Origin of the sequence: Paenibacillus sp. AN1007 (genome assembly GCF_040702995.1) — a bacterium.
GTDB lineage: Bacteria > Bacillota > Bacilli > Paenibacillales > Paenibacillaceae > Paenibacillus.
On sequence record NZ_CP159992.1, the window covers coordinates 43,119 to 67,500 of the forward strand.

Genomic DNA, 24,382 nt, shown 5'->3' on the forward strand with positions numbered 1-24,382 from the left:
ATAGAAGGAGGGACTAAAATGGCAAAGCAAAAAATTCGTATTCGTTTGAAAGCTTACGACCACAGAATTCTTGATCAATCCGCGGAGAAAATTGTTGAAACAGCAAAACGTTCGGGTGCAGGTGTATCCGGTCCGATTCCGCTTCCTACTGAAAAACAAATCATTACTATTCTTCGTGCGGTGCACAAGTACAAGGATTCTCGGGAGCAATTCGAACAACGCACACATAAGCGTTTGATCGATATTGTTAACCCGACTCCACAAACTGTGGATGCCTTGATGCGCTTGGATCTGCCGTCCGGTGTAGATATCGAAATTAAATTGTAATATATAGCAGCAAACAAGACCACGTATAAAGGAAAAGAGGTGTCAACATGAAAGGTATCTTAGGAAAAAAACTTGGAATGACTCAAGTGTTTACCCCTGAAGGTAACGTAGTTCCAGTAACGGTTATCGAAGCAGGCCCTTGTGTTGTTTTGCAAAAGAAAGATATTGAGAACGATGGCTACGAAGCAGTTCAAATCGGTTTCTCCGATAAGAAAGAGAAAAATGCTAACAAGCCAGAAGCAGGACACGCTAAAAAAGCGAATACTGCACCTAAGCGCTACGTTCGTGAGCTTCGCGGCATCAACATCGCGGAATATGAAGTTGGCCAAGAATTGAAAGCTGACATTTTCGCTGAAGGCGAGTTCGTTGACGTAACGGGTATTTCTAAAGGTAAAGGTTTTGCCGGCGTAATCAAACGTTGGGGACAAAGCACTGGACCTATGTCACACGGTTCGCGTTACCACCGTGGCCCGGGTTCGATGGGTTCGATCCAAGCTAACCGCGTTCCTAAAGGCAAACGCCTTCCAGGACATATGGGACATGATACTGTTACAATTCAACGTCTTGAAGTTGTTAAAGTAGACGCTGAGCGTAACGTGATTCTTGTTAAAGGATCCATCCCAGGTCCAAAGAACAGCCTTGTAAGAGTTAAAGAAACGGTGAAAAAATAACCACTGAAGAAAGGAGGAACACAAAATGCCAAAAGTATCAGTTTACAATGTAGATGGTAGCCAAGTAGGTGAAGTTGAACTGAATGATGCTGTATTCGGAATTGAGCCGAATCAACACGTTCTGTACGATGCAGTTCTTATGCAGCGCGCTTCCCTTCGTCAAGGTACCCACAAAGTAAAAGGACGTTCTGAAGTACGTGGCGGTGGACGTAAGCCTTGGAAACAAAAAGGTACAGGTCGCGCTCGTCAAGGTTCAATTCGTTCACCACAATGGAAAGGCGGCGGTATCGTATTTGGTCCGACTCCACGGAGCTATGCGTACAAACTGCCTAAGAAAGTTCGTCGTCTGGCGATCAAATCTGCCCTTTCATCTAAAGTGCAAGACAATGACATTATCGTTTTGGATGCTCTGACTTTGAGCGCTCCTAAAACTAAAGAATTTGCAGCTATCTTGAACAACCTCAAAGTAGGCCGCAAAGCTTTGATTGTAGCACCTAGCTATGATGATAATGTAGCTCTTTCCGCACGGAATATTCCTGGCGTGAAATTCGTAGCTGCTGACGGCATTAATGTTCTTGACGTGCTTGGGCACGACAAACTGATCATTACGAAAGAAGCAGTTCAGAAGGTAGAGGAGGTGCTCGCGTAATGAAGGATCCTCGTGATATTGTAAAACGTCCGATTATTACGGAACGTACTGCTGACATGATGAACGACTTGAAATATGTATTTGAAGTCGATATCCGTGCAAACAAAACCGAGATCAAAAAAGCGGTAGAAGCTATTTTCGGCGTAAAAGTGAAAAACGTGAACACACTTCGTGTTCCAGCTAAACCGAAACGGTACGGACGTTATTCCGGATACACAAGCGAGTGGAAAAAAGCGTTTGTAACACTGACGCAAGACAGCAAATCGCTTGAGTTCTTTGAAACTGTATAATTGAAATCTTTGAAGTAAGGAGGGAAAACTAGTGCCAATCAAAAAGTATAAACCAACATCCCCGGCAAGACGGAACATGTCCGTTTCTACATTTGAGGAAATCACCACAGATAAGCCGGAGAAATCGTTGTTGGCCCCATTGAGCAAACAGGCAGGCCGCAACAACCAAGGTAAAATTACAGTTCGTCACCACGGTGGTGGACATAAACGTAAATACCGTATCATCGACTTCAAACGTACTAAAGATGGAATACCGGGCCGCGTTGCTACAATCGAGTATGACCCGAACCGTACTTCCAACATTGCATTGATTCACTATGCTGATGGTGAGAAACGTTACATCATCGCTCCTAAAGGTCTGAAAGTTGGAGATCAAGTATTCTCAGGTCCTGACGCAGACATTAAAATTGGTAACGCACTGCCGCTTGAAAACATTCCAGTAGGTACCGTTATCCACAACATCGAGTTGAAACCAGGTAAAGGCGGACAATTGGTTCGTGCTGCTGGTACTGAAGCTCAATTGCTTGGTAAAGAAGAAAAATACGTTTCTGTTCGTCTCTCTTCCGGAGAAGTTCGTCGTATTCTGAAAGTTTGCCGCGCAACAATCGGATCCGTTGGTAACCAAGACCACGAGCTTATCAAAATCGGTAAAGCCGGTCGTAGCCGTTGGTTGGGTCAACGCCCTGAGGTTCGTGGTGTGGTAATGAACCCTAACGATCACCCTCACGGTGGTGGTGAAGGTCGTGCTCCAATCGGACGTAAATCGCCAATGTCACCATGGGGTAAACCTACTCTTGGTTTCAAAACGCGTAAGAAAAATAAAGCTTCTGATAAATACATCATCCGTCGCCGCACGAAGTAATACACACTGTGCATAACTTCGTGAGGCATCTACGGATGCATAAAAGCTATGTTTGAAGGGAGGATCTCCACATGAGTCGCAGTTTGAAAAAAGGGCCATTCATTGATGGCTACATGCTCAAGAAGGTAGAAGAGATGGAAGCATCAGGCAAGAAGAACGTTATCAAAACCTGGTCCCGTCGCTCTACAATTTTCCCACAATTCATCGGACACACATTTGGCGTTTACGACGGTCGTAAACACGTGCCAGTGTATGTAACTGAGGACATGGTCGGACACAAACTGGGTGAGTTCGCTCCAACCCGTACGTACAAAGGCCATACTGATGATGATAAGAAGACAAGAAGATAAATGAACATCTCTAATGTTTGAGAGGAGGTTACACAATGGAAGCAAAAGCACATGCTAAGTTTATCCGGATTGCTCCTCGTAAAGTTCAACTCGTTGTTGACTTGATTCGCGGCAAGCAAGTAGGTGAGGCGGTTGCCATTCTCCGTCACACTCCGAAATCCGCTTCTCCAGTTGTTGAGAAGCTGCTTAACTCCGCTATTGCGAATGCGGAACATAATTATTCTTTGGATGTTAATAACTTGGTGATCTCGCAAGCTTACGTAAACCAAGGACCGACTATGAAGCGTTTCCGCCCTCGTGCAATGGGACGTGCAAGTCGTATTAACAAACGTACTAGCCACATTACTTTGGTGGTATCTGAAAAGTAGAAGGAGGGAAAACGTGTGGGCCAAAAGGTAAATCCAGTCGGACTTCGTGTCGGAGTTATCCGTGACTGGGAATCTAAGTGGTATGCAGGCAAAGACTTCGGTGATCTTTTGATGGAAGACGTGAAAATTCGTGAATTCCTGAAAAATAAATTGAAAGACTCCGCTATGTCTCGTGTTGAGATCGAGAGAGCGGCTAACCGCGTAAACGTAACGATTCACACAGCGAAACCAGGTATGGTAATCGGTAAAGGTGGATCCGAAGTTGAAAATCTTCGTAACCAAATTACGAAAATTGCTGGCGGTAAAAAAGTACACATCAACATCTCTGAAATTAAGAATCAAGACCTGGACGCAATCCTGGTAGCAGAAAGCATTGCACAACAATTGGAACGTCGTGTTTCTTTCCGTCGTGCGTTGAAACAAGCTATTCAAAGAACTATGCGCTCCGGGGCTAAAGGTATTAAAACTCAAGTAGGCGGACGTCTTGGCGGTGCTGAGATTGCACGTTCTGAAGGCTACAGCGAAGGAACTGTTCCACTGCACACACTGCGTGCTGACATCGACTATGGTACAGCAGAGGCACATACTACTTACGGACGTATCGGCGTAAAAGTATGGATCTATCGTGGAGAGGTTCTTCCTACGGCTAAGAAACAAGCTGCTAAGGAAGGAGGCAACTAATCATGTTGGTACCAAAACGCGTAAAACACCGTAAGCAACAACGCGGACATATGAAAGGCCAAGCAAAAGGCGGAACTACGCTGAACTTTGGCGAATACGGTCTGCAAGCTACGGAACCGGCTTGGATTACGAACCGTCAAATCGAAGCGGCTCGTATTGCGATGACTCGTTACATCAAACGTGGTGGTAAAGTCTGGATCAAAATTTTCCCTGACAAACCAATCACTCAAAAGCCTCTCGAGGTTCGGATGGGTAGCGGTAAAGGTAACGTAGAAAAATGGGTTGCAGTAGTGAAACCAGGTAAGATCATGTTTGAACTTGCTGGAGTACCGGAGGAGATCGCACGCGAAGCAATGCGTCTTGCCGCTCACAAACTGCCAATCAAAACGAAGTTCGTGAAACGTGAAGAATTGGGTGGTGAAGCAAATGAAAGCTAGTGAATTTCGCAACCTAACCTCTGCTGAAATCGAGCAAAAGATTGCCGGATTTAAAGAAGAACTCTTTAATCTCCGCTTTCAACTCGCTACCGGTCAGCTGGATAACCCGACTCGAATCCGTGATGTGCGGAAAGAAATAGCTCGTGCTAAAACCATCATCCGTGAAAGAGAACTGGGAATCGGTTAATCAGAGGTCGGATATACATTCCGTCCGTAATCAGGAAGGAGGCCAACAATGAGCGAAGAACGTAACGCACGTAAAGTGCAAATCGGTAAAGTGGTCAGCGATAAAATGGACAAAACGATCGTTGTTGCTGTAGAAACTTACAAAAAACACGACTTGTACCATAAACGTATCAAGTACACTAAAAAGTTCAAAGCGCATGACGAAGAAAACACTGCGAAAATCGGTGACACGGTGAAAATCATGGAAACTCGTCCGCTTTCGAAAGATAAACGCTGGAGACTTACTGAAGTCGTAGAAAAAGCGGTTATCATCTAATTGCATGATCAGCATAGCTGGAAGGAGGAATACTAAATGATTCAACCATTTACACGTTTGACTGTAGCTGACAACTCCGGTGCGAAGGAACTGATGTGTATCCGCGTACTCGGCGGTACGGGACGTCGTACAGCTCAAATCGGTGATCTGATCGTTTGTTCTGTAAAACAAGCAACACCAGGCGGCGTTGTCAAAAAAGGTGATGTAGTTAGAGCGGTTATCGTTCGTACGAAACGTTCTGTACGTCGTAAAGACGGTTCCTACATCGGTTTTGATGAAAATGCAGCTGTTGTTGTAAAAGACGACAGAAGCCCGCGTGGAACACGTATTTTCGGACCTGTTGCTCGTGAACTTCGCGAGAAAGACTTCATGAAAATCGTTTCCTTGGCCCCAGAGGTTATCTAATAGATTAAGCTCGTGATGTTTAGAAACAGGAGGTGTACGAAATGCCAAGAGTGAAAAAAGTTCTGGAATCCCATAACAACAAACTTCACGTTAAAAAGGAAGATACGGTTATGGTGATCAGCGGTAAAGACAAAGGTAAAAAAGGCCGTGTCATCGCTGCTTATCCTCGTGAAAACCGCGTCCTTGTGGAAGGTGTTAACATGGTGAAAAAACACCAGAAGCCTAACCAGCAAAACCCGCAAGGCGGCATTATCGAGAAGGAAGCTCCGATTCACGTTTCCAACGTGATGCACATCGATCCAAAGAGCGGAAAAGTAACCCGTATCGGTTACAAAGTGTTGGATAACGGTAAAAAAGTGCGCGTTGCAAAACGTTCCGGAGAAATTATCGACTAATTGAACCGAATGAGAAAGGAGGGCTATGATTCATGGCATCAAGAATGAAAGAACGTTACCTGCAAGAAATTGCTCCTGCTTTGATGCAGAAGTTTAACTATACAACGGTAATGCAAGTGCCGAAAATCGAGAAAATCGTTATCAACATGGGAGTGGGCGACGCTGTCCAAAACTCTAAAGTGTTGGATTCCGCAGTAAACGATTTGCAGCTGATCGCAGGTCAAAAACCTGTAATCACTCGTGCGAAAAAATCTATCGCAGGTTTCAAACTGCGTGAGAACATGCCTATCGGTGTGAAAGTTACATTGCGCGGCGAGCGTATGTACTACTTCCTCGATAAATTGTTCAACGTTACACTTCCACGTGTACGTGACTTCCGTGGTGTATCGAGCAAAGCGTTCGATGGTCGCGGTAACTACACTCTGGGTCTGAAAGAGCAATTGATCTTCCCAGAGATCGAGTATGATAAAGTTGACAAAGTCCGCGGTATGGATATTGTCATCGTAACAACGGCGAAAACAGACGAAGAGTCCCGCGAGTTGCTTACTCAACTGGGAATGCCTTTCGTTAAATAATGTTGGCATAAACGTTCCGGGTGTCTGGAAAGACTCCCTTTTCTCCGAAATTATTTAGGAGGTGTCAGGCTAAAGTGGCAAAAACTTCGATGAAAGTTAAACAACAACGTACACCAAAGTTTAAAGTACGTGCTTATACACGCTGTGAGCGTTGCGGTCGTCCACATTCGGTACTGCAAAAGTTCAAAATTTGCAGAATTTGCTTCCGTGAATTAGCTTATAAAGGCCAGATTCCTGGCGTGAAAAAAGCAAGCTGGTAAAAAGTCCTGAACGGGAAGGAGGTTAACTCACAATGACTATGTCTGATCCAATTGCAGATATGCTTACTCGTATTCGTAACGCGAACACTGTTCGTCACGAAACAGTAGAAATGCCTGCTTCGACAATGAAAAAACAAATCGCCGATATCTTGAAGCGCGAAGGTTTCATCCGTGACGCTGAATTTATCGAAGATAACAAACAAGGGATTATCCGTGTTTTCTTGAAATACGGTCAAAATAACGAGCGCGTTATCACTGGTCTGAAAAGAATCAGTAAACCTGGTCTTCGTGTTTACACGAAAAGCAACGAAGTACCTCGCGTACTTGGTGGCCTGGGAATCGCGATCATCTCGACATCCAAAGGTGTTATGACGGACAAAGAAGCTCGTCAATCGAAATCCGGCGGAGAAGTCGTTTGCTACGTTTGGTAATATAACGTCACAAGATAGGAGGTGCAACACATGTCTCGTATTGGTCGCAAACCAATTACAGTACCAAGTGGTGTAGACATCACTTTGGACAACACCGTTATTACGGTAAAAGGACCAAAAGGAACTTTGACTCGTGAGCTTCATAAAGACATGAAGGTTACAGTTGAAAACAACGAAATTACAGTTGTGCGTCCTTCCGATAACAAAACTCACCGTTCTTTGCACGGTACAACGCGCAGCGTTGTCAGCAACATGGTGAGCGGCGTAACTGAAGGATTCGCTAAATCTCTGGAGCTGGTTGGGGTCGGATATCGTGCAAGCAAATCCGGAGATAAAATCGTTCTGAACGTTGGATACTCTCACCCGGTTGAAATTACACCGGAAGCGGGAATCGAATTCGAAGTACCTTCGAATACGAAAATCATCGTTCGCGGTATCGATAAAGAGCGCGTAGGTGCTTACGCTGCTAAGATTCGTTCCGTTCGTGAACCTGAGCCGTACAAAGGTAAAGGTATTAAATATGAAGGCGAGCGTATCATCCGTAAGGAAGGTAAAGCCGGTAAGAAGAAATAAGATTTCTCTTACCGCCTTTGCGCGGCTTTCGGCTTGCTTGCTTCGTTTGTTTCTAATATACCCCGTGGCTTCTGCTTTGAAGCCAGCGAGGTAACCTGAAAGGAGTGAATCCCTGAGATGATTACGAAACCAGATAAAAACAAGGCTCGTCTGAAAAGACACCTTCGTGTTCGTAAGAAAATCCAAGGAACGGCTGCACGTCCTCGTTTGAACGTTTTCCGTTCTGGTAAACATATGTACGCTCAAATCATCGATGATGTAGCTGGTGTAACAATTGCTTCCGCGTCTACTGTAGACAAAGAATTGAGCACTGACATCAAAAATGGTGCATCTGTTGAATCTGCTCGTAAAGTTGGCGAACTCGTTGCTAAACGTGCAAAAGACAAAGGTGTTTCCAATATCGTATTTGACCGTAGCGGATATCTGTACCATGGTCGTATCGCAGCTTTGGCTGAAGCGGCTCGTGAAGCAGGACTTGAGTTTTAAGATATTTTTCAAAAGGAGGTTAACGACTTGCGTGTAGATCCGAATACTTTGGAACTGTCTGAAAGAGTAGTAAACATTAATCGCGTAGCTAAAGTAGTAAAAGGCGGACGCCGTTTCAGCTTTAGCGCACTGGTTGTAGTCGGCGACGGCAACGGCTGGGTTGGAGCGGGTATCGGTAAAGCTGGCGAAGTACCTGATGCAATTCGCAAAGGTATTGAAGATGCTAAGAAAAACCTTGTACACGTTCCACTCGTAGGAACTTCGATTCCTCACTTGGTAACAGGTAAGTTCGGCGCAGGACGCGTTCTGTTGAAACCAGCATCTGAAGGTACTGGTGTTATCGCTGGTGGTCCTGTACGTGCAGTTCTCGAACTTGCTGGTGTAGGTGATATTTTGACAAAATCTCTGGGTTCTTCGAATTCCATGAACATGGTCAATGCGACTTTGGAAGGTTTGTCCCGTTTGAAGCGTGCTGAAGACGTGGCTAAACTGCGCGGAAAATCCGTCGAAGAGCTTCTGGGTTAGGAGGGAATTCTCATGGCTAAATTAGAAATTACCCTCGTCCGCAGCTTGATCGGACGTCCGGAGACGCAAAGAACAACTGTGAAAACATTGGGATTGCGCAAAATCAACAGCAAAGTGATCCAAAACGATAATCCTGCCATCCGTGGTATGATTAACAAAGTAAGTCACTTGGTAGCTGTCAAAGAAGTAGAAGCTTAAGAAACGGGTATACACCCACAAATCTTTAAGGAGGTGCAACGAACGATGAAGTTACATGAGCTTTCACCATCTCCTGGATCGCGTAAAGAACGCAAACGTGTTGGTCGCGGTCCAAGTAGTGGTACGGGTAAAACATCAGGTCGCGGTCATAAAGGACAAAACGCTCGTTCTGGCGGTGGTGTTCGTCCAGGCTTCGAAGGTGGACAAAATCCATTGTATCGTCGCTTGCCAAAACGCGGTTTCGTAAACCCAACTCGCAAAGAATATGCAGTTGTTAATATCGAAGACCTGAATAGTTTGCCTGCGGGTACTGAAGTAACTCCAGAATTCTTGATGACGAACGGCGTTGTTAAAAACGCTAAGTCCGGAATCAAAGTTCTGGGTAACGGTGAAGTCACTGTGAAGCTGACTGTTAAAGCTAATAAGTTTTCTCAATCTGCGGTGGAGAAAATTGAAGCTGCCGGCGGTACAACCGAGGTGATTTAATGTTCAAGACCCTAAAGAATATCTGGCGGGTTGAGGATCTGCGCAAAAGGGTATTATTTACCCTTTTTGTACTGATCATTTACCGCATCGGCTCCTTTGTTCCCGTTCCGGGAGTTAACAAAGATGTGTTCGAAGCGACAAATTCTGCGGGTAAAGAAGTTTTTGGACTTCTCAATACGTTCTCGGGTGGAGCACTGTTTCAGTTCTCGATATTTGCACTCGGGATCGTACCTTACATCACTGCGTCTATCATAGTACAGCTGCTTTCCATGGACGTTATTCCTAAATTAGCGGAGTGGGCAAAGCAGGGTGAACAAGGTAAGAAAAAGTCTGCACAACTGACTCGTTATTTAACAATCGGGCTGGCATTGATTCAAGCGTTTGGTACGTCGATCGGATTTAACCGCTTGTACAATACAGACATGATTCCTAACGCAACGTTTGCAGATTATATCTTGATCGCAATTGTACTTACGGCCGGTACTTCATTCCTGATGTGGCTTGGTGAGCAGATCACCGAGAAGGGCATCGGAAACGGAATCTCGATTTTGATCTTTGCGGGTATCCTGTCTACAGTGCCTAATATTATCAAACAAACAATCGAGTCCGATTTCATCCAACCTGATCAGCTGTTCATGAACATCCTTAAAGGTGTAATCATCGCGATTGTTATTGTGTTGATTATCATCGGGGTCATTTACATCCAGCAGGCGATTCGGAAAATTCCGGTTCAGTACGCAAAACGTGTCGTAGGGAACAAAATGTACGGTGGACAGAACACACATATCCCGCTGAAGATTAATGCAGCTGGTGTTATCCCTGTCATCTTCGCATCATCGCTGTTGATGTTCCCAACGATTATCGCCAACTTCTGGGCTAATCATGGTTGGGCACAGTGGATCGGTCAGAACTTGACTACACACAAACCTCTTGGTATGGTGCTTTATGTCGTGATGATCTTCGGATTCACATTCTTCTATACTTTCGTACAGATGAATCCTCAGCAGATGGCTGATAATATGAAAAAGAACGGCGGTTACATCCCAGGCATTCGCCCGGGTAAAGCAACCGAGAAATATCTGACCCGTGTCATGACTCGTTTGACAATGGCCGGAGCCATCTTCTTGGCAGTCATTTCCGTTCTGCCTGTATTCTTAGGGGCACTTTCTGGTTTGCCTCAATCAGCGCAAATTGGGGGAACTTCTCTCCTGATCGTTATCGGTGTTGCGCTGGATACGATGAAGCAAATCGAAAGCCAATTGATCAAACGCCACTACAAAGGTTTTATCAATAAATAGGCAATAGGTTCCGGTTGAGTAAAGATTTACTTGCCGGCACCTATTGTGCTGTTTGTTGATGTAGGGTAGTCTTGGAGGGAGTGACATAACGTGAACATCCTATTCATGGGCCCTCCGGGGGCAGGAAAAGGTACGCAAGCAGACGTCATTGTGAAAGAGTTCGGTATTCCCCATATTTCAACAGGCGATGCATTTCGTCTCGCGATTAAACAGGGAACTCCCATTGGCTTGAAAGCCAAGGAATATATGGATCAAGGATTACTTGTACCAGATGATGTAACCATCGGCATCGTTGAAGAACGTTTGCAGCAGTCCGACTGCAGAGAAGGTTTTCTCTTGGATGGATTTCCAAGAACCCTGTCTCAGGCAGAAGCACTGGATGGCATCCTGGGACGACTGAATTCAGGTCTTGATCATGTGATCAATCTGAAAGTGGATCGCAACAAACTGCTCGCTCGTCTGACGGGTCGTCGCATTTGTAAAAACTGTGGTTCCACGTATCATGTCGTGTTTAATCCACCGAAGCAGGAAGGTATCTGTGATAAATGCGGCGGCGAGCTGTACCAGCGCTCTGATGATAATGAAGAGAGCGTAGGCACTCGTTTGGACGAATATATCAACAAAACAGCACCACTCCTCACGTTCTACGAAACTAAAGGTCTTCTTCGTCAAATGGACGGAGAGCAGGATATCGATCAAGTTTCTCAAGAAATCGTGTCCTTGTTGAGAGGTTAATTGATGATCATTGGTAAGTCCGAAACGGAACTGGGTTTGATGAGGGAAGCAGGGAGAATCGTTGCGGAAACGCATCGTCTCTTGGCAGAGCATATCGCTCCCGGTATTACGACTGGTGAACTTGACCATATGGCTGATCAATATATCCGCAGTCAAGGAGCTGTGCCGTCTTTCAAAGGTTATAACGGTTTCCCTGCCAGTGTGTGCGCTTCAGTAAATGAAGAGTTGGTACATGGATTTCCCGGCAAACGCAAGTTGAACGAGGGCGATATCGTTACGTTTGACATTGGCGCGCAGTACCAGGGGTATCATGGAGATTCTGCCTGGACTTATCCAGTTGGCCGTATTTCCGAAGAAGCCCGTCGTCTTCTGGACGTTACCGAGGCTTCGTTATACGCAGGTCTGGCGCTGGTAAAACCAGATGTTCGCTTGTTTACAATATCTCATGCAATTCAGAAATATATTGAAGATGAAGGGTTCTCCGTCGTTCGTGAATATGTCGGTCACGGCATTGGAGCAGAACTGCACGAGGAACCATCGATTCCGAACTATGGTCTTCCTGATCGTGGACCAAGGCTGAAAGCTGGCATGGTGCTGGCTATTGAGCCGATGGTTAACGCAGGCAGACGGTATGTGAAAACGTTGGAAGATAACTGGACTGTCGTTACAGCCGATGGATCGTTATGTGCCCACTTTGAACACACCGTAGCAGTTACACCTGAGGGTATGGAAATTTTCACAAAACTGAATGCGTAGGTGATTAGGCATGAACAATCCGTCGAATCCGCAGCTCGGTCAACTTGTGAAGATCCGTAAAGGCCGCAATGCGGACCAAGCCGCAGTAATTGTTGCTATAGAGGACAGCAGGTTCGTATATATCGCGGATGGAGACAAACGAAAGTTTGACCAACCCAAGAAGAAGAATATTCTTCATCTTGAACTTCAGCCCATGATTAGCAGTGAGGTTGTAAACAGTTTAAACGAGAGTGGTCGGGTGACAAACGGAAAGCTCCGCTACGCGGTTCATTCGTTTCTGGAATCCACCAACATTCAAGCTGAAGAGAAAGGAGACTGACTAATGGCCAAGGAAGATGTCATTGAAGTGGAAGGTACGGTTCTTGAACCGCTGCCGAATGCAACGTTCAAGGTTGAGCTTGAGAATGGTCATCAAATTCTCGCTCACGTTTCCGGAAAGTTGCGGATGCACTTCATCCGTATCCTGACTGGAGACAAAGTAGTTGTTCAGTTATCGCCTTATGATCTAACAAAAGGTCGTATAACTTACCGTAAATAGTAGTAGACAGTTGCAGTGAACTGTGAAGCTTATGAAGCGGGTTTTGCCCGGCAAAACTTGCGAAAGCTTCGAAGCCGGTTTTACAATAGTAGAACAAGGTCAATGCTTACGAAGAGGGTTTTGCTAAGCAGAACTTTGAGGAGGTAATTCACATGAAGGTAAGACCTTCGGTCAAGCCGATTTGCGAAAAATGCAAAGTCATTCGCCGCAAAGGGAATGTAATGGTTATCTGTGAAAATCCAAAACACAAACAAAAACAAGGTTAATGAAGGGGGTGTAGCGTAAAATGGCACGTATAGCTGGTGTGGATTTGCCACGTGATAAACGCGTTGAGATCGCCTTGACTTATATTTTCGGAATCGGTAAAACGACTTCCCAGAAAATCCTGAGCTCTACAGGCATCAATCCGGACACTCGTGTTCGTGATTTGACGGAAGATGAAGTCAGCAAATTGCGTGAAAGTATCGACAAAGAGGTCAAAGTAGAAGGTGACCTGCGTCGTGAAATCTCTTTGAATATTAAACGTTTGACGGAGATCGGTTGTTACCGTGGAGTTCGTCATCGTCGTGGTCTGCCTGTTCGTGGACAACGTACGAAAACGAATGCTCGTACTCGTAAAGGTCCTCGTCGTACTGTAGCAAACAAGAAGAAATAATAAGGGGGGATAAGAGAAAATGGCTAAACCGAAAAAAGTCGTACGTACTAAACGTCGTGACCGTAAAAATATTGAATCTGGCGTGGCACATATCCGTTCCACTTTCAATAATACTATCGTTACTATTACGGATCCTCACGGAAACGCGATTTCGTGGGCAAGTTCCGGCGGACTCGGGTACAGAGGTTCCCGTAAATCGACTCCGTTTGCTGCACAAATGGCTGCTGAAGCTGCTGCCAAAGCTGCAATGGAACATGGGATGAAATCCGTTGAGGTTATGGTTAAAGGACCAGGCGCAGGCCGTGAAGCAGCGATCCGCTCTTTGCAAGCTGCTGGTCTTGAAGTTAACCTGATCAAAGACGTAACTCCAGTCCCGCATAACGGATGCCGTCCTCCAAAACGTCGTCGTGTCTAATGAGATTTGCCCCTGCGTGTGGTATATTTCCAGCACAATCTGCTAATAATGGTTGTTTAGGCATACTACTACATGTTTTCGCAAGAGAAGGTAAATGTTTCATAGAGGACCGACGTTTTGAAGGAGGGGTATTGCAGTGATAGAAATCGAAAAGCCGAAAATTGAGACGGTAGACGTCAACGATGATGGCACCTATGGGAAATTCGTAGTAGAACCGCTGGAGCGGGGATACGGTACGACGCTTGGAAACTCGCTTCGCCGAATCCTGCTCTCATCACTGCCGGGTGCGGCAGTGTCTTCGGTTCAAATCGATGGCGTTCTGCATGAATTTGCTACAGTTCCTGGCGTAATGGAAGACGTTACAGAGATTATCCTTAACCTGAAAGCTTTATCGCTCAAAATTCATTCTGACGAGGAGAAAGTGCTCGAGATTGATGCTGAAGGCGAAGGAGCAATTACGGCTGGAGATATTCGTGCTGATTCCGATGTGGAAATCCTTAATCCGGATCTTCACATTGCTACGCTTGGACCAGGTTCGAGACTTCACATGCGTATTTTTGCCAATCGCGGTCGCGGATACGTCCAGGCAGATCGGAATAAACGCGATGACCAGCCGATCGGCGTCATCCCTGTCGATTCCATCTTCACCCCGATTAGCCGCGTTAACTACGCTGTGGAAAATACGCGTGTAGGCCAAGTAACCAACTATGACAAGCTCACGTTGGAAGTTTGGACTGACGGAAGTATTCGTCCTGAAGAGGCTGTAAGCCTCGGCGCTAAAATTTTGACCGAGCATCTGATGCTCTTCGTGGGTCTTACAGACGAAGCGAAGGATGCAGAGATCATGGTTGAAAAAGAAGAAGACAAAAAAGAAAAAGTACTCGAAATGACGATTGAAGAGCTGGATCTCTCGGTTCGTTCCTACAACTGCCTCAAACGTGCTGGTATTAATACCGTGCAAGAGCTGACTACGAAAACGGAAGAAGACATGATGAAAGTCCGTAACCTCGGACGCAAGTCTTTGGAAGAAGTTCAAGAGAAGCTTGAGGAGCTTGGTTTGGGATTACGTACAGAAGAATAGACAGCTAGAGTGCTTGAAGTGAAGGAGGGAAAACAATGGCATACCAAAAGTTGGGCCGTAATTCCAGCGCACGTAAAGCTTTGTTCCGTGACCTGGTAACCGACCTGTTCTTATATGAGCGCATTCAGACAACTGAGGCGAAAGCAAAAGAGGTTCGCTCTATTGCTGAAAAACTGATCACTAAAGCGAAAAAGGGAGATCTTCATGCCCGCCGCCAAGTGGCAGCTTACGTTCGTCGCGAAACGATCGATGGTGAGCAAGATGCAATCCAAAAACTGTTTAGCGAATTGTCCGGTCGTTACGCTGAGCGTCCAGGCGGATACACACGTATCCTGAAACTGGGACCTCGTCGTGGTGACGCAGCGCCTATGGTTTACTTGGAACTGGTAGACCGCGCGTAAAACAGATGAGATGAGGAAAGGGGACAGAGTCCAAGCGATTCTGGTTCAACCCTTTTTTTCTCTTCATTTTGGAATTCGTGCTGTAAATGAAGCTCCGTAAGGGGCTTCTTTTGCTGTTCGGGATAGGCTTATGTATAGTATGGAACAAAGGTGTGGTAATATGCGCAACTTATGTATGACGGTCACTTACGATGGAACGGCCTACTACGGCTTTCAAGTACAGCCAGGAGGGAATACCATCCAGGATCACCTTGAAGATGCTATTCGTGCTTTGACTGGTGAGACGGTTAAAATCACGGGTTCAGGCCGAACGGATGCAGGCGTTCATGCTCGCAGACAAATCTTCAATTTCCCTACAGCATCACAGATTCCGGTGGAGCGCTGGTGTATTGCACTCAATTCGAGACTACCATCCGATATTGTTGTTATTGATGCGATTGAGGTACCGCTAGATTTCCATTCTCGTTATGCGGCGAAAAAGAAAACCTATCGATACACGGTCAATGCGAACCAATTTCCGGATGTCTTTAACCGAAGACTGCAGCATCACCATCATGCTAAACTGGACATCGCTGCTATGGAAGAGGGCCTGCGTCATTTCATAGGCACATATGACTTTACGTCCTTTGCTTCACGCAAGTCTCAGAAAGAGAATCATGTACGTTCGGTATACGAAGCATGGATAGAAGTGGACCGTTCAATGTGTAGAGACCATCCACGCGATCAGGGCGTCATTCACATTTATGTGAGTGGTAACGGCTTTTTGCAGCATATGGTGCGAATCATTGTGGGTACGCTGCTGGAGATCGGAGAGGGCAAACGGAAAGCCTCTGATGTGCCGAATATGATTGCTGCACGCGACCGTTCTGCTGCAGGACCTACTGCTGTCAGCTGCGGTTTGATGCTCTGGGATCTTGAATACAAAAAAGATTAAACTTGGTGAGTAAAAAGCTTAATTTATACTTGCGATTTGATCGCCTATCATGTAATATAAAAGTTGTGTTTTCTTAATGGCTTTCCCACAGCCCCAATTAAGATGTTCACATCGCAACAACTATCCATCAACACCTAAAGTTATCACTTAACGAACGAAGATAAATGAAAAATGATGATTTTGAACATTTAAGGAGGAACTTTTCATGCGTACTACGTACATGGCGAAGCCTAACGAAGTTGAGCGCCAATGGCACATCATTGATGCTGAAGGCAAAACCCTCGGACGTTTGGCGAGCGAAGCAGCTGCTTTGATTCGCGGCAAACATAAGCCACAATTCACTCCACATGTGGACACTGGCGATTTCGTTGTTATCATCAATGCAGAAAAAATTGTATTGACTGGTAAAAAAATGCAAGGTAAAAAATACTACCGTCACTCGATGCACCCAGGTGGTTTGAAAGTAACTACTGCAGAAGAGATGGTTAAAAACAAACCTGAACGTATGTTGGAATTGGCTGTTCGCGGTATGCTTCCTAAAACTCGCATGGGCGAGAAAATGAAGCTGAGACTTAAAGCGTACAGAGGCACTGAGCATCCACACGCAGCACAAAAACCAGAAGTTTACGAACTTCGCGGTTAATTAAAAGGAGGACAGTTTCATGGCACAAGTACAATACTATGGGACAGGTCGTCGTAAACATTCGGTAGCACGTGTTCGCCTTGTACCGGGTGAAGGACGCATTGTCATCAATAAACGTGATATTAATGAATACTTCGGTTTGGAAACACTCAAACTGATCGTAAAACAACCACTGAATTTGACTGAAACACTCTCTAACTATGACGTTTTGGTTATCGCTCATGGTGGCGGAATCTCCGGTCAAGCCGGCGCAATCCGTCACGGTATCTCCCGCGCTCTGCTTAAAGCAGATCCAGAATACCGTGCATCCCTGAAAAAAGCAGGATTCCTGACTCGTGACCCACGTATGAAAGAGCGTAAAAAATACGGTCTTAAAGCGGCTCGTCGCGCACCTCAGTTCTCCAAACGTTAAGATTTTTCAAAGTCCTTGGCTTCGGCCAAGGGCTTTTTTTAATTTCACACAAACTAGCGCAGCATCGCATACCTCGAATGTAAAGCGGATGGGTTCTTTGATGTTAGACGTACATATAAATTCGAAGATAGAAAGATTCATATCAAAATACATCGATTAAATAATTCGCACTACAGAGTTTCTACAGTTAATTTCGTACAGCCTTACCTCGTTGTTAATCTCCGCTGCTGTGGATCAATCCACTTCTATTTTCTTCGTTGTTATCTCAGCTGGACTGTCATTCCGGGTCCAATCTTTCTTTTTTATGTATCAGTATTTTTTATAAAAACGATAAAGGGTTCTTACTTTTGATTGACCATAGAGCAGGCTTCCTGCTGCTTCAAATCACCTCAACAGTTGCTGGTCCAACGATGAATAAAACGGATGCCGGTGTTACCAGATTATGCTGATCATGCTTTAAATCCAACAACAGCAACGGTTTTGGGGGCACATATTTCTAAATCACGCAAAATGAATGACTTAATATGTGGATGTTAATTTGTCTTTAATTAGAGTTAAAGACTAATTAACACTAAAACGCAGCCCAGAAGCATCACTGACCTTTCATAATGAACTGATGTATTTTACCAGATGGCAGGCATTGACATCACGACTGAAAGATTTATACTATACATAATTCATATTAGATTAGTCGGTTTTATTTTTTTGAGATGATGAATGGGGGAAATGGAAAGATGAACTTGTTAGAAAAGGAAGAACTGGCTCGTACCAAAGCAGAGGAACTGGAACATGCAAGTCCCGAAGATATTATTCGGTATGCGGTTGAAACGTTTCCTAATATCACATTTGCCTGCAGCTTTGGTGCAGAAGATGTCGTACTCGTAGATATGCTTCAAAAAATCAGCCCTTCTACTGATGTTTTCTATTTGGATACCGATTTTCATTTTCAGGAAACGTATGATACACGTGATCGAATGCAGGAAAAGTACAACCTTGAATTTGTAAGAGTATCGCCAAAGATTACACCGGAAGAACAGGCTGCTCAGCATGGAGAAGAACTATGGAAATCTGATCCTAATGCGTGCTGCAACATTCGTAAGGTGGAGCCGCTCACACGAATCCTATCGCAATATGATGCATGGATTACGGGCATTCGCAGAGATCAGGCGCCAACACGTGCGAATGCGAAGAAGGTTGAGTATGATACGAAATTCGGGCTCATGAAATTCAATCCGATTGCACATTGGACGAGTGAGGATGTATGGGAGTACATTCGTGCCAATAACGTGACCTACAATCCGCTGCATGATCAGAACTATCCAAGCATTGGCTGCGAGTACTGTACACGTCAGGTTATGCCTGGTGAAGATCCTCGTGCCGGACGCTGGTCTGGCAATGATAAAACGGAGTGCGGTTTGCACAAGTAAACGCGATGCCAACGAATAAATGAATTTAACTTTCGGACATTCACAGGATATACGTATAAATAAGGAGCTGACAAGATGACTTCGATTCTGCCTCATGGAGGTGCGCTGGTCCAGCGTGTCGTACAAGGAGAAGAACGTGAGCAATTACTGCAGGAAAGTAAAAACTTGAACTCATTACGAATTAATACCTGGACGATCTCAGATTTGGATTTGATTGGTGTTGGGGCATTTTCTCCGCTTCAAGGATTTATGAATGAAGAAGATTATCTGTCGGTTGTCTCCCGGATGCGTTTGGCTGATGGTACAGTATGGAGTATACCCATTACACTTGCTGTAGATGAGCAGCAGGCAGCTTCCCTTCGCAAAGGTGAGGTTGTAGCCCTTGTTGGTGAGGCAGACGGGGTAACGTATGGTCTGCTTGAAGTTCAAAGCATCTATCAGGTGGACCAGGGAGAGGAAGCACGTCGTGTATTTAAAACCGATGATCCTGAGCACCCTGGTGTCAAAAAACTGTTGGAGCGTCCCGCAACCTATGTAGGAGGCCCGATTCAAGTGCTGAATCGTCCGAAACCAGCCAAGTTTGAAGATTTCTACTATGATCCATCGGAGACACGCCAAATATTTAAGGAAAAAGGATGGAAAACCGTTGTTGGTTTCCAGACACGGAACCCTGTCCATCGTGCGCATGAATATATCCAAAAGAGTGCTATGGAGATCGTTGACGCCCTTTTTCTGAATCCTCTTGTAGGTGAGACCAAGTCTGATGATGTACCTGCGAATGTGCGTATGAAGAGTTATCTGGTGCTGCTGGAGAACTATTATCCGGCAGATCGTGCGTTTCTTGGTGTATTCCCGGCTGCCATGCGGTATGCTGGACCTCGCGAAGCTATTTTCCATGCAATGGTGCGTAAAAATTATGGCTGCACTCACTTTATCGTAGGCCGTGACCATGCGGGTGTAGGCGATTATTACGGAACCTATGAAGCACAGGAGATCTTCTCTAATTTTACAGCTGAGGAACTGGGTATTACACCGCTGTTCTTTGAACACAGTTTCTTCTGCACGAAGTGCGGAAACATGGCTTCGAGCAAAACCTGCCCTCATGACAAGGAATACCACCTGACCTTGTCGGGTACAAAAGTACGTGGATTGCTGCGTAACGGGGAATGTCCACCACCGGAATTTACACGTCCGGAGGTTGCTGAGGTGCTGATTGAGGGAATGGCAGAGCAAGTCCATTCCTAAGGGTATATTTGTCCATCTTGTCCCATATAGATGATTAGAGTCATTTATAGGGACGAGGTGGTTTTTTTATGCGCAAAAACATGGGGAAACATCTGATGGTCTGGGTCCGATTAAAGACAGTGAAGAGAGTTATGCTGAGTTTATGTTTGCTGGCCATGTTTGTGGCGGTTGCCTCGTATGAGATGCCCTCTACCAAAACGTCAGGTTATTGGAGTCTGCCTTTGGCTGGAAAGGTGATCGCCATCGATGCAGGTCATGGGGGGCCAGATGGGGGAGCTGTGAGCAGACAGGGGGTTATCGAGAAGGATATCAATCTGTCCATTGCACTGTATGTAAGAGATTATTTACAGCAGGCAGGGGCTCTGGTTGTCATGACTCGGGAAATCGATAAAGATCTGGCCGAGGAAGGAACAAGAGGGTATTCCAAACGCAAAACGGAGGACCTCAAACAAAGGGTGCGGCAGATCGAAAGCAAACAAGCCGACCTTTTTATCAGTATTCATATGAACAGTGTACCTTCCAACCGCTGGAGCGGCGCACAGGTCTTCTACACGCCTAATCATCCCGATAATGAAGGACTTGCTAACCTGCTTCAAGCCGAGATGATTCGTAATTTGGAAAATACAGACCGTATAGCCAAAACCGTGAGTACAGTTTATCTGCTGCAGGCTCTGAAAATCCCGTCAGCACTCGTTGAAGTCGGCTTTTTGTCACATCCGGAAGAGGCCCGTCTGCTCGCTGATGAAGCATATCAACGGAAGGTAGCTGCCTCCATTTATAACGGTATTCTTAGATATTCCGCAGGGGAGCGTCCGAAAAGTTAGTCATAAGAAGAAAGGTAATGTTATAATTGAACAGCATACCTAACACATGCCAATAGATAAAACCGAGGTGCTGTCTGATGTTATCAAAAGAACAGATACTTGAACTATTACAGCCATTACAGGAACCGCAGCTTGGCCGCAGCTTGACGGAACTGGGATGGATTCGTGACATTATGGTAAAGGAACATCATGTAGCTCTAAGCATGGTGACGTTGGAGAATCGGTCAGAAGATGCAACCGCTTTAACGGACGCTGCACGCAATCTGCTCTCTCAGCAGGGAGTGAAGGACGTGCATATCCGCATGCGTGCGGCGTCTGAGCATGACCGTGAGAGTCTTAACATGGGACAAGCGGAACAAGATCAAGATCAGGATGAAGTGCTGGTGAAAGGTCATGCAGCCGGTCTGGATGGACATGAGCTGTTAAGCCCTGAATCGGGCGTTCGTTTTATAGCAGTAGCTAGTGGTAAAGGCGGAGTAGGCAAATCTACCGTTACCGTTAATCTGGCTGCAGCTTTGGCTCGTCAAGGGAAAAAAGTAGGCCTGATTGATGCTGATATTTATGGTTTCAGTGTGCCTGATATGATGGGCATCGAGGAGTACCCTGTCGTGGAAGACGGCGTCATTCAACCGGTTGAACGTTTTGGTGTCAAAGTGATGTCTATGGGGTTCTTTATTCGGGAAAATAACCCGGTAATCTGGCGTGGACCGATGCTCGGCCGTATGCTGCGTCAGTTCTTCACTGATGTTCAGTGGGGAGAGCTGGATTATATGCTGCTGGACCTGCCTCCAGGTACGGGAGATGTGGCACTTGATGTGCATCAGATGCTGCCGCAGAGCAAAGAGATCATTGTCACAACACCACATGCTACAGCAGCCTTTGTAGCGGCTCGTGCCGGAGCCATGGCGATTCAGACGGAACATGAGCTCCTGGGTGTAGTTGAGAATATGGCATATTATGAATGTGGCAAATGTGGAGAGAAGGAGTATGTGTTTGGTCGCGGTGGTGGTGGACGCCTTGCGGAAAGCCTGCACACGGTGCTGCTGGCTCAGATTCCATTAGGTGCTCCTGACAACCATCCATCCGAGCCAGATTTCTCACCTTCCGTGTACAAAGCGGAAACAACAATCGGGGCTATTTATGATGAAGTGGCTCGGTCCATCGAATCTAAATTTTAACCTAAGCACAGGTAAAAGCCTGCGTCCCGTGCGGATGCAGGCTTTTGGGTATTGATCCGGCACAAAATTTCAGTACATGATCTCAGATATGGGTTTTATCACCATTAAATTTTTCAACAATTCGTGATCCGTGAAAAGCAGCTTTTTATGATCCGCCGCCTCCACCGCCGCTGGAATCACCACTGCCACCATCTCCACCGCCCTGACCACCGGATTCCTGCCCCTTTTGCCCACCACCGCTTTCGGTTTTAGGCTGAAGCTCTTCCTGTACCACTTTTTTCAGCAAAGTAAGAACTTCCATACGAAACAATGGATTCTGCATCACTTCCTGCATAACCGTCATCGTCTGTTTTCGGTATTCCGGCGTTTTGGTCATATCCATAAACATTTTGGATACTTCAGGTGACTTCATAATATCCCCGATCGATTTCTGGTATGTCGGGTCTTTGATCAGCTGCATATGCAGCTGTTTGCTTTGTCCGTTGATCGCTTTGGCGAATTCACCGGCAAATTGCGGATCGGTCATGATTTTTTCGAATTCCTTCTGGTATTCTGGAGCGGTTATGGTATCTTTTACGGCAATACGTATTTGTTCCGAAGATTGCATAGGCATTAACATTTTCATTCCGACTGTTCCCGAGCCTCCGCCAGAGCTGCCCCCTTCTTCTGAGCTGCCTCCACCACCAGCTGAAGAGCTTTGACCTGTCAGGGCCTCTTCCACGGCTTTCTTGCCTTCGTCACTTTTCAAAATATCGACGACCATCGTTTTCATCTCTTTATAACTGCCTTGAGGAGGCGAAGAACTCTGATCTGAACCGCAGCCTGCAAGCATGACGGATAGCCCGAATACAACGCAGCACAGCTGCCACATAGGCCGTTTCATGTGTACAATCCCTCCTTGATTAGATACTGGATGTAGTATGTGATGGGAAAGGGGGAAATATGTTGAGCAATGATGGTTTTTTGCTGTGAAGGTTGGTAAAATAAACTCTCGGGGGTGGAAAACATTTGAATTTGCGTAGATGGTTTTTCCTGTTTTGGACAGCCTTGCTGATTGGCGCCGCAGGAGCATTAGGTACGGGGTTAATCATGATGCTGGTAAATGGCGAAAAGACGAATGGAATCGCTGACTTTATGCTGTATCTTCTGATTCTGTTTGGCTCCGGAGTTATGATTAGCGTATATTCTCAAATGGGTTTCTTTGCATATCTCATACTGAATTATATGGGAAAAGGTGTATTTCCAAAACGCGGATGGCAGGTTGTTCAGATTGTTCTAACTGTTCTGGCACTGCTTGACGTCATGTTTTTGCGTTTGTTCGTTGGGGGAGGTCGAGAACGCCTCTCGGACATTGTACTTGGACTAATCATTTTGGCAGCAGCTGTTGTTACCGCTTACGTGAAAGTGAAACAGACTCATATTTCGGCGCTAGTACCGACGCTTTTCTTCATGATCGCTGTAACTGCTGTGGAAACCATTGGTGTTTTACGTATTGACGTTAATGCTGCGACTATCTTTATTGTAATCCCGCTGCTCTTATGTAATGCATACCAGATGCTGATTCTGCATAAACTGGTCGTTGATCCGAAAGATGGCTCCGTGAGTCCCGCTGCAAAATCTATGAAGGAAAGCAGAGCGTAAGAGGGAGTATAACGGAATTCAAAAAGTTAATTTTTGTGAAATGATAAATTTTAAACAACAGCAGGAAGCAAAACTGAATAGAAGCAGCGTTTAATAAACTTATACTCAATACACCAAAAAAACCAAAAGAGCTAACCAGGTTAGCTCTTTTCATCTTTTTTGTTCATTTAGCCAGTTGTTATGAACGTGCAGGGACTTGATGCCTCAGCTTGAAATTTAGTTATGCCAATTATTATTGGCTGCTGGCTTGATCACGTACCTCCTTGCCTTTAACGCTGGAGTGGTTGAGCAATTCAGATACGGTCACGAACTCATATCCTTGATTTTTCAATTTATCGATGATGACAGGCAGTGCTTCATGGGTCTGTTTGGACGAATCGCTGGCATGCAGCAGGACAATATCGCCTGGATGGGCTTTGCTTACGACACGATCGACGATCGTCTGCACTCCGGGATTTTTCCAATCCAAAGAATCGGTATCCCATTGGACAACCTGATACTTCAAACTGTTTGCAACCTGAAGCACACGTTTATCAAAATCTCCATTTGGCAATCGCAGCAAATTCGGTTCTTTTCCCGTCAAATCGGTTAAAATGCTGTGAGCTGTCGAAATTTCCTTGCGGATTTGCTCTTCAGTCAAGCTGCTGTAGTTTTCGTGCCGATGCCCATGACTGCCGATCTCATATCCTGCATCTTTGATGTAGGTGACAATCTCGGGATGAGTCTTA

General features: G+C 45.6%; 41 protein-coding genes (1 of these 41 running past the window's edge). 39 read left to right on the forward strand and 2 right to left on the reverse strand.

The window, feature by feature from the left end; genetic code table 11:
- Positions 1–18: 18 nt before the first annotated feature.
- The 38 genes from rpsJ (at position 19) to ABXS70_RS00380 (ending at position 22,013) form a co-directional block, all read left to right on the forward strand.
- Entirely contained in the window at positions 19–327 is a 309-nt protein-coding gene (gene rpsJ, locus ABXS70_RS00195) for a 30S ribosomal protein S10 (RefSeq protein ID WP_017692074.1), read from the forward strand.
- Positions 328–374: 47 nt separating this feature from the next.
- A complete protein-coding gene (gene rplC / locus ABXS70_RS00200) occupies positions 375–998 on the forward strand; it encodes a 50S ribosomal protein L3 (protein WP_111271024.1) in 624 nt (207 codons plus the stop codon).
- A 25-nt stretch (positions 999–1,023) separates the two neighbouring features.
- Positions 1,024–1,647 (forward strand): 50S ribosomal protein L4, encoded by a 624-nt coding sequence (gene rplD / locus ABXS70_RS00205; protein ID WP_111271025.1) that lies wholly within the window; start codon positions 1,024–1,026, stop codon positions 1,645–1,647.
- The gene (gene rplW, locus ABXS70_RS00210) at positions 1,647–1,937 is read left to right on the forward strand and encodes a 50S ribosomal protein L23 (RefSeq protein ID WP_090924675.1); all 291 of its coding nucleotides are present in this window, start codon (positions 1,647–1,649) and stop codon (positions 1,935–1,937) included. The genes rplD and rplW overlap by 1 nt, the downstream gene beginning before the upstream one ends.
- A gap of 31 nt (positions 1,938–1,968) precedes the next feature.
- Entirely contained in the window at positions 1,969–2,799 is an 831-nt protein-coding gene (gene rplB / locus ABXS70_RS00215; RefSeq protein ID WP_111271026.1) for a 50S ribosomal protein L2, read from the forward strand.
- A 71-nt stretch (positions 2,800–2,870) separates the two neighbouring features.
- A complete protein-coding gene (gene rpsS, locus ABXS70_RS00220) occupies positions 2,871–3,149 on the forward strand; it encodes a 30S ribosomal protein S19 (protein ID WP_056697694.1) in 279 nt (92 codons plus the stop codon).
- A gap of 35 nt (positions 3,150–3,184) precedes the next feature.
- The gene (gene rplV / locus ABXS70_RS00225) at positions 3,185–3,517 is read left to right on the forward strand and encodes a 50S ribosomal protein L22 (RefSeq protein WP_090924674.1); all 333 of its coding nucleotides are present in this window, start codon (positions 3,185–3,187) and stop codon (positions 3,515–3,517) included.
- A 15-nt stretch (positions 3,518–3,532) separates the two neighbouring features.
- Entirely contained in the window at positions 3,533–4,198 is a 666-nt protein-coding gene (gene rpsC / locus ABXS70_RS00230; protein WP_090924673.1) for a 30S ribosomal protein S3, read from the forward strand.
- A 2-nt stretch (positions 4,199–4,200) separates the two neighbouring features.
- The gene (rplP, locus tag ABXS70_RS00235) at positions 4,201–4,635 is read left to right on the forward strand and encodes a 50S ribosomal protein L16 (protein ID WP_017692082.1); all 435 of its coding nucleotides are present in this window, start codon (positions 4,201–4,203) and stop codon (positions 4,633–4,635) included.
- Positions 4,625–4,822: a 50S ribosomal protein L29 gene (gene rpmC / locus ABXS70_RS00240; protein WP_017692083.1), complete on the forward strand. Its 198-nt coding sequence runs from the start codon at positions 4,625–4,627 to the stop codon at positions 4,820–4,822. Before rplP ends, rpmC begins: the two co-directional genes overlap by 11 nt.
- 48 nt (positions 4,823–4,870) lie before the next feature.
- Entirely contained in the window at positions 4,871–5,137 is a 267-nt protein-coding gene (gene rpsQ / locus ABXS70_RS00245; protein WP_110899284.1) for a 30S ribosomal protein S17, read from the forward strand.
- Positions 5,138–5,173: 36 nt separating this feature from the next.
- Positions 5,174–5,542, forward strand: a complete 369-nt coding sequence (gene rplN / locus ABXS70_RS00250) for a 50S ribosomal protein L14 (protein ID WP_272040447.1) — start codon at positions 5,174–5,176, stop codon at positions 5,540–5,542.
- A gap of 41 nt (positions 5,543–5,583) precedes the next feature.
- Positions 5,584–5,937 (forward strand): 50S ribosomal protein L24, encoded by a 354-nt coding sequence (gene rplX, locus ABXS70_RS00255; protein ID WP_090924672.1) that lies wholly within the window; start codon positions 5,584–5,586, stop codon positions 5,935–5,937.
- A gap of 32 nt (positions 5,938–5,969) precedes the next feature.
- Positions 5,970–6,512 (forward strand): 50S ribosomal protein L5, encoded by a 543-nt coding sequence (gene rplE / locus ABXS70_RS00260; RefSeq protein WP_111271027.1) that lies wholly within the window; start codon positions 5,970–5,972, stop codon positions 6,510–6,512.
- Positions 6,513–6,586: 74 nt separating this feature from the next.
- Positions 6,587–6,772 carry a type Z 30S ribosomal protein S14 gene (locus tag ABXS70_RS00265; protein ID WP_013312154.1) on the forward strand — a complete coding sequence of 62 codons (186 nt, stop codon included), beginning with the start codon at positions 6,587–6,589 and terminating at the stop codon, positions 6,770–6,772.
- A gap of 32 nt (positions 6,773–6,804) precedes the next feature.
- Positions 6,805–7,203, forward strand: coding sequence for a 30S ribosomal protein S8 (gene rpsH / locus ABXS70_RS00270; RefSeq protein ID WP_123067254.1), 399 nt, complete (start codon positions 6,805–6,807; stop codon positions 7,201–7,203).
- 30 nt (positions 7,204–7,233) lie between these two features.
- On the forward strand, positions 7,234–7,776 hold the full coding sequence (gene rplF, locus ABXS70_RS00275; protein WP_090924669.1) for a 50S ribosomal protein L6: 543 nt from the start codon (positions 7,234–7,236) through the stop codon (positions 7,774–7,776).
- A gap of 117 nt (positions 7,777–7,893) precedes the next feature.
- The gene (gene rplR, locus ABXS70_RS00280; RefSeq protein WP_017692090.1) at positions 7,894–8,262 is read left to right on the forward strand and encodes a 50S ribosomal protein L18; all 369 of its coding nucleotides are present in this window, start codon (positions 7,894–7,896) and stop codon (positions 8,260–8,262) included.
- Between the two features lie 27 nt (positions 8,263–8,289).
- Entirely contained in the window at positions 8,290–8,787 is a 498-nt protein-coding gene (gene rpsE, locus ABXS70_RS00285; protein ID WP_024633574.1) for a 30S ribosomal protein S5, read from the forward strand.
- A gap of 12 nt (positions 8,788–8,799) precedes the next feature.
- Positions 8,800–8,985, forward strand: coding sequence for a 50S ribosomal protein L30 (rpmD, locus tag ABXS70_RS00290; RefSeq protein WP_090924668.1), 186 nt, complete (start codon positions 8,800–8,802; stop codon positions 8,983–8,985).
- 45 nt (positions 8,986–9,030) lie between these two features.
- Complete coding sequence (gene rplO, locus ABXS70_RS00295) at positions 9,031–9,471, forward strand: 50S ribosomal protein L15 (protein ID WP_090924667.1); 441 nt, start codon at positions 9,031–9,033, stop codon at positions 9,469–9,471.
- Complete coding sequence (secY, locus tag ABXS70_RS00300) at positions 9,471–10,769, forward strand: preprotein translocase subunit SecY (protein WP_090924666.1); 1,299 nt, start codon at positions 9,471–9,473, stop codon at positions 10,767–10,769. The genes rplO and secY overlap by 1 nt, the downstream gene beginning before the upstream one ends.
- Positions 10,770–10,859: 90 nt before the next feature.
- Entirely contained in the window at positions 10,860–11,504 is a 645-nt protein-coding gene (locus ABXS70_RS00305) for an adenylate kinase (protein WP_342552963.1), read from the forward strand.
- Between the two features lie 3 nt (positions 11,505–11,507).
- Positions 11,508–12,260, forward strand: coding sequence for a type I methionyl aminopeptidase (gene map / locus ABXS70_RS00310; RefSeq protein WP_342552962.1), 753 nt, complete (start codon positions 11,508–11,510; stop codon positions 12,258–12,260).
- Positions 12,261–12,270: 10 nt separating this feature from the next.
- Positions 12,271–12,579, forward strand: coding sequence for a KOW domain-containing RNA-binding protein (locus tag ABXS70_RS00315; RefSeq protein ID WP_342552961.1), 309 nt, complete (start codon positions 12,271–12,273; stop codon positions 12,577–12,579).
- Between the two features lie 3 nt (positions 12,580–12,582).
- Positions 12,583–12,798 carry a translation initiation factor IF-1 gene (infA, locus tag ABXS70_RS00320; protein ID WP_017692098.1) on the forward strand — a complete coding sequence of 72 codons (216 nt, stop codon included), beginning with the start codon at positions 12,583–12,585 and terminating at the stop codon, positions 12,796–12,798.
- 152 nt (positions 12,799–12,950) lie between these two features.
- Positions 12,951–13,064, forward strand: coding sequence for a 50S ribosomal protein L36 (gene rpmJ, locus ABXS70_RS00325; protein ID WP_003333770.1), 114 nt, complete (start codon positions 12,951–12,953; stop codon positions 13,062–13,064).
- A 20-nt stretch (positions 13,065–13,084) separates the two neighbouring features.
- Positions 13,085–13,453 carry a 30S ribosomal protein S13 gene (rpsM, locus tag ABXS70_RS00330; RefSeq protein ID WP_095293406.1) on the forward strand — a complete coding sequence of 123 codons (369 nt, stop codon included), beginning with the start codon at positions 13,085–13,087 and terminating at the stop codon, positions 13,451–13,453.
- Between the two features lie 19 nt (positions 13,454–13,472).
- Complete coding sequence (gene rpsK, locus ABXS70_RS00335; RefSeq protein ID WP_123067258.1) at positions 13,473–13,868, forward strand: 30S ribosomal protein S11; 396 nt, start codon at positions 13,473–13,475, stop codon at positions 13,866–13,868.
- Positions 13,869–14,004: 136 nt separating this feature from the next.
- Positions 14,005–14,949, forward strand: a complete 945-nt coding sequence (locus ABXS70_RS00340) for a DNA-directed RNA polymerase subunit alpha (protein WP_024633566.1) — start codon at positions 14,005–14,007, stop codon at positions 14,947–14,949.
- Between the two features lie 35 nt (positions 14,950–14,984).
- Complete coding sequence (gene rplQ / locus ABXS70_RS00345) at positions 14,985–15,350, forward strand: 50S ribosomal protein L17 (RefSeq protein ID WP_017692102.1); 366 nt, start codon at positions 14,985–14,987, stop codon at positions 15,348–15,350.
- A gap of 160 nt (positions 15,351–15,510) precedes the next feature.
- A complete protein-coding gene (gene truA / locus ABXS70_RS00350) occupies positions 15,511–16,284 on the forward strand; it encodes a tRNA pseudouridine(38-40) synthase TruA (protein ID WP_366293146.1) in 774 nt (257 codons plus the stop codon).
- A gap of 205 nt (positions 16,285–16,489) precedes the next feature.
- The gene (gene rplM / locus ABXS70_RS00355) at positions 16,490–16,927 is read left to right on the forward strand and encodes a 50S ribosomal protein L13 (protein WP_024633564.1); all 438 of its coding nucleotides are present in this window, start codon (positions 16,490–16,492) and stop codon (positions 16,925–16,927) included.
- A gap of 19 nt (positions 16,928–16,946) precedes the next feature.
- On the forward strand, positions 16,947–17,339 hold the full coding sequence (gene rpsI, locus ABXS70_RS00360) for a 30S ribosomal protein S9 (RefSeq protein WP_024633563.1): 393 nt from the start codon (positions 16,947–16,949) through the stop codon (positions 17,337–17,339).
- 734 nt (positions 17,340–18,073) lie between these two features.
- On the forward strand, positions 18,074–18,766 hold the full coding sequence (locus ABXS70_RS00365; RefSeq protein ID WP_342552959.1) for a phosphoadenylyl-sulfate reductase: 693 nt from the start codon (positions 18,074–18,076) through the stop codon (positions 18,764–18,766).
- A gap of 75 nt (positions 18,767–18,841) precedes the next feature.
- Positions 18,842–20,011 (forward strand): sulfate adenylyltransferase, encoded by a 1,170-nt coding sequence (gene sat, locus ABXS70_RS00370; protein WP_342552958.1) that lies wholly within the window; start codon positions 18,842–18,844, stop codon positions 20,009–20,011.
- Positions 20,012–20,079: 68 nt separating this feature from the next.
- The gene (cwlD, locus tag ABXS70_RS00375; protein WP_342552957.1) at positions 20,080–20,835 is read left to right on the forward strand and encodes an N-acetylmuramoyl-L-alanine amidase CwlD; all 756 of its coding nucleotides are present in this window, start codon (positions 20,080–20,082) and stop codon (positions 20,833–20,835) included.
- Positions 20,836–20,912: 77 nt separating this feature from the next.
- Positions 20,913–22,013, forward strand: coding sequence for an Mrp/NBP35 family ATP-binding protein (locus ABXS70_RS00380; RefSeq protein ID WP_342552956.1), 1,101 nt, complete (start codon positions 20,913–20,915; stop codon positions 22,011–22,013).
- A 145-nt stretch (positions 22,014–22,158) separates the two neighbouring features.
- On the opposite strand, the gene gerD is transcribed toward ABXS70_RS00380, so the two are convergent.
- The gene (gene gerD / locus ABXS70_RS00385; protein ID WP_342552955.1) at positions 22,159–22,896 is read right to left on the reverse strand and encodes a spore germination lipoprotein GerD; all 738 of its coding nucleotides are present in this window, start codon (positions 22,894–22,896) and stop codon (positions 22,159–22,161) included.
- 125 nt (positions 22,897–23,021) lie between these two features.
- Here gerD and ABXS70_RS00390 point away from each other — a divergent pair, with 125 nt between their 5' ends.
- Complete coding sequence (locus tag ABXS70_RS00390) at positions 23,022–23,654, forward strand: KinB-signaling pathway activation protein (RefSeq protein ID WP_342552954.1); 633 nt, start codon at positions 23,022–23,024, stop codon at positions 23,652–23,654.
- Between the two features lie 232 nt (positions 23,655–23,886).
- Here ABXS70_RS00390 and pdaB read toward each other — a convergent pair whose 3' ends face one another.
- A protein-coding gene (gene pdaB / locus ABXS70_RS00395) for a polysaccharide deacetylase family sporulation protein PdaB (RefSeq protein WP_366293155.1) crosses the window boundary here: on the reverse strand, positions 23,887–24,382 show its 3' portion. The gene runs 281 nt beyond the window's last position; only the last 496 of its 777 coding nucleotides appear in the window; the start codon falls outside the window, past its right edge; its stop codon occupies positions 23,887–23,889.

Coding starts and splice junctions, on each gene's coding strand:
- rpsJ (WP_017692074.1), top strand. CDS start 19: ATGGCAAAGCAAAAAATTCGTATTCGTTTGAAAGCTTACGACCACAGA.
- rplC (WP_111271024.1), top strand. CDS start 375: ATGAAAGGTATCTTAGGAAAAAAACTTGGAATGACTCAAGTGTTTACC.
- rplD (WP_111271025.1), top strand. CDS start 1,024: ATGCCAAAAGTATCAGTTTACAATGTAGATGGTAGCCAAGTAGGTGAA.
- rplW (WP_090924675.1), top strand. CDS start 1,647: ATGAAGGATCCTCGTGATATTGTAAAACGTCCGATTATTACGGAACGT.
- rpsS (WP_056697694.1), top strand. CDS start 2,871: ATGAGTCGCAGTTTGAAAAAAGGGCCATTCATTGATGGCTACATGCTC.
- rplV (WP_090924674.1), top strand. CDS start 3,185: ATGGAAGCAAAAGCACATGCTAAGTTTATCCGGATTGCTCCTCGTAAA.
- rplP (WP_017692082.1), top strand. CDS start 4,201: ATGTTGGTACCAAAACGCGTAAAACACCGTAAGCAACAACGCGGACAT.
- rpmC (WP_017692083.1), top strand. CDS start 4,625: ATGAAAGCTAGTGAATTTCGCAACCTAACCTCTGCTGAAATCGAGCAA.
- rpsQ (WP_110899284.1), top strand. CDS start 4,871: ATGAGCGAAGAACGTAACGCACGTAAAGTGCAAATCGGTAAAGTGGTC.
- rplN (WP_272040447.1), top strand. CDS start 5,174: ATGATTCAACCATTTACACGTTTGACTGTAGCTGACAACTCCGGTGCG.
- rplX (WP_090924672.1), top strand. CDS start 5,584: ATGCCAAGAGTGAAAAAAGTTCTGGAATCCCATAACAACAAACTTCAC.
- rplE (WP_111271027.1), top strand. CDS start 5,970: ATGGCATCAAGAATGAAAGAACGTTACCTGCAAGAAATTGCTCCTGCT.
- rpsH (WP_123067254.1), top strand. CDS start 6,805: ATGACTATGTCTGATCCAATTGCAGATATGCTTACTCGTATTCGTAAC.
- rplF (WP_090924669.1), top strand. CDS start 7,234: ATGTCTCGTATTGGTCGCAAACCAATTACAGTACCAAGTGGTGTAGAC.
- rplR (WP_017692090.1), top strand. CDS start 7,894: ATGATTACGAAACCAGATAAAAACAAGGCTCGTCTGAAAAGACACCTT.
- rpmD (WP_090924668.1), top strand. CDS start 8,800: ATGGCTAAATTAGAAATTACCCTCGTCCGCAGCTTGATCGGACGTCCG.
- rplO (WP_090924667.1), top strand. CDS start 9,031: ATGAAGTTACATGAGCTTTCACCATCTCCTGGATCGCGTAAAGAACGC.
- secY (WP_090924666.1), top strand. CDS start 9,471: ATGTTCAAGACCCTAAAGAATATCTGGCGGGTTGAGGATCTGCGCAAA.
- map (WP_342552962.1), top strand. CDS start 11,508: ATGATCATTGGTAAGTCCGAAACGGAACTGGGTTTGATGAGGGAAGCA.
- ABXS70_RS00315 (WP_342552961.1), top strand. CDS start 12,271: ATGAACAATCCGTCGAATCCGCAGCTCGGTCAACTTGTGAAGATCCGT.
- infA (WP_017692098.1), top strand. CDS start 12,583: ATGGCCAAGGAAGATGTCATTGAAGTGGAAGGTACGGTTCTTGAACCG.
- rpmJ (WP_003333770.1), top strand. CDS start 12,951: ATGAAGGTAAGACCTTCGGTCAAGCCGATTTGCGAAAAATGCAAAGTC.
- rpsM (WP_095293406.1), top strand. CDS start 13,085: ATGGCACGTATAGCTGGTGTGGATTTGCCACGTGATAAACGCGTTGAG.
- rpsK (WP_123067258.1), top strand. CDS start 13,473: ATGGCTAAACCGAAAAAAGTCGTACGTACTAAACGTCGTGACCGTAAA.
- rplQ (WP_017692102.1), top strand. CDS start 14,985: ATGGCATACCAAAAGTTGGGCCGTAATTCCAGCGCACGTAAAGCTTTG.
- truA (WP_366293146.1), top strand. CDS start 15,511: ATGCGCAACTTATGTATGACGGTCACTTACGATGGAACGGCCTACTAC.
- rplM (WP_024633564.1), top strand. CDS start 16,490: ATGCGTACTACGTACATGGCGAAGCCTAACGAAGTTGAGCGCCAATGG.
- rpsI (WP_024633563.1), top strand. CDS start 16,947: ATGGCACAAGTACAATACTATGGGACAGGTCGTCGTAAACATTCGGTA.
- ABXS70_RS00365 (WP_342552959.1), top strand. CDS start 18,074: ATGAACTTGTTAGAAAAGGAAGAACTGGCTCGTACCAAAGCAGAGGAA.
- sat (WP_342552958.1), top strand. CDS start 18,842: ATGACTTCGATTCTGCCTCATGGAGGTGCGCTGGTCCAGCGTGTCGTA.
- cwlD (WP_342552957.1), top strand. CDS start 20,080: ATGCGCAAAAACATGGGGAAACATCTGATGGTCTGGGTCCGATTAAAG.
- ABXS70_RS00380 (WP_342552956.1), top strand. CDS start 20,913: ATGTTATCAAAAGAACAGATACTTGAACTATTACAGCCATTACAGGAA.
- gerD (WP_342552955.1), bottom strand. CDS start 22,896: ATGAAACGGCCTATGTGGCAGCTGTGCTGCGTTGTATTCGGGCTATCC.